The sequence below is a fragment of the Xanthomonas sp. SHU 166 genome, from assembly GCF_000364685.1.
GTDB classification, from domain to species: Bacteria; Pseudomonadota; Gammaproteobacteria; order Xanthomonadales; family Xanthomonadaceae; genus Xanthomonas_A; species Xanthomonas_A sontii.
In genome coordinates, this window is record NZ_AQOJ01000959.1 from 1 (window position 1) to 730 (window position 730).

The window sequence follows — 730 nt, forward strand, 5'->3', positions numbered from 1 at the left end:
CGCGCGCTTCCAGGTTGGCGCCGGCGCCGAGCAGGGCCTGCACGATCTCCACGTGGCCGGCCTGCGCCGCCTCGTGCAGCGCGCTGCGGCGCTGGCGATCGCGCGCGTCGACCCGCGCCTTGTGCTTGAGCAGCAACTGCACGCCGGCCGGATCGTCTTCCTCGGTACCGGCTGCGGCCAGCAGTACCGGGCTGGCCTCGGCCGGCTCCGGCTTGGCGCCGCGCTCAAGCAGGAACTTGGCCATGCGCCAGTTGCCGACCTGGCAGGCCACCGCCAGCGGGGTCAGGCCGTCGCGGTTGGCCGCGTCCAGTTCGGCAGCGGCGTCGCGCAGCAGCGCAGCCACGCCCGGGTCGGAACTGCGTGCGGCGTGATGCAGCGGGGTGTTGCCGTCGCCGTCGCTGGCGCGCGGATCGGCGCCGTTGGCGAGCAGGGTCATCACCGCCTCCGGGCGGCCATGCCAGCTGTCGCGGGTGGCGGCCAGCAGCGGGGTCATGCCCAGGTGCGGACGATTGACGTCGACCCCGCGCACGATCAGTTCGCGCAACAGGCGCAGGTCCGGCAGCACCGCGGCCAGCACCGGCAGGCTGCGCTGGTCGCGCCACTCGGCGGCGGGCAGCGCATGCGGATCGGCGCCGGCCTGCAGCAGTTGCAAGGCGCGATCGACGCGCCCCCCGCGGGCGGCGTCGTACAGCGCCGCATGCAGTTCGTCCTGCGCCGGCGGCGGCTCGTC

Annotated in this window: 1 protein-coding gene; it reads right to left on the reverse strand. The window is 75.2% G+C overall.

The annotated features are described in order from the left end of the window. On the reverse strand, positions 1-730 hold a 730-nt coding region (locus D180_RS21525), incomplete at both ends, for an ankyrin repeat domain-containing protein (protein ID WP_017914403.1).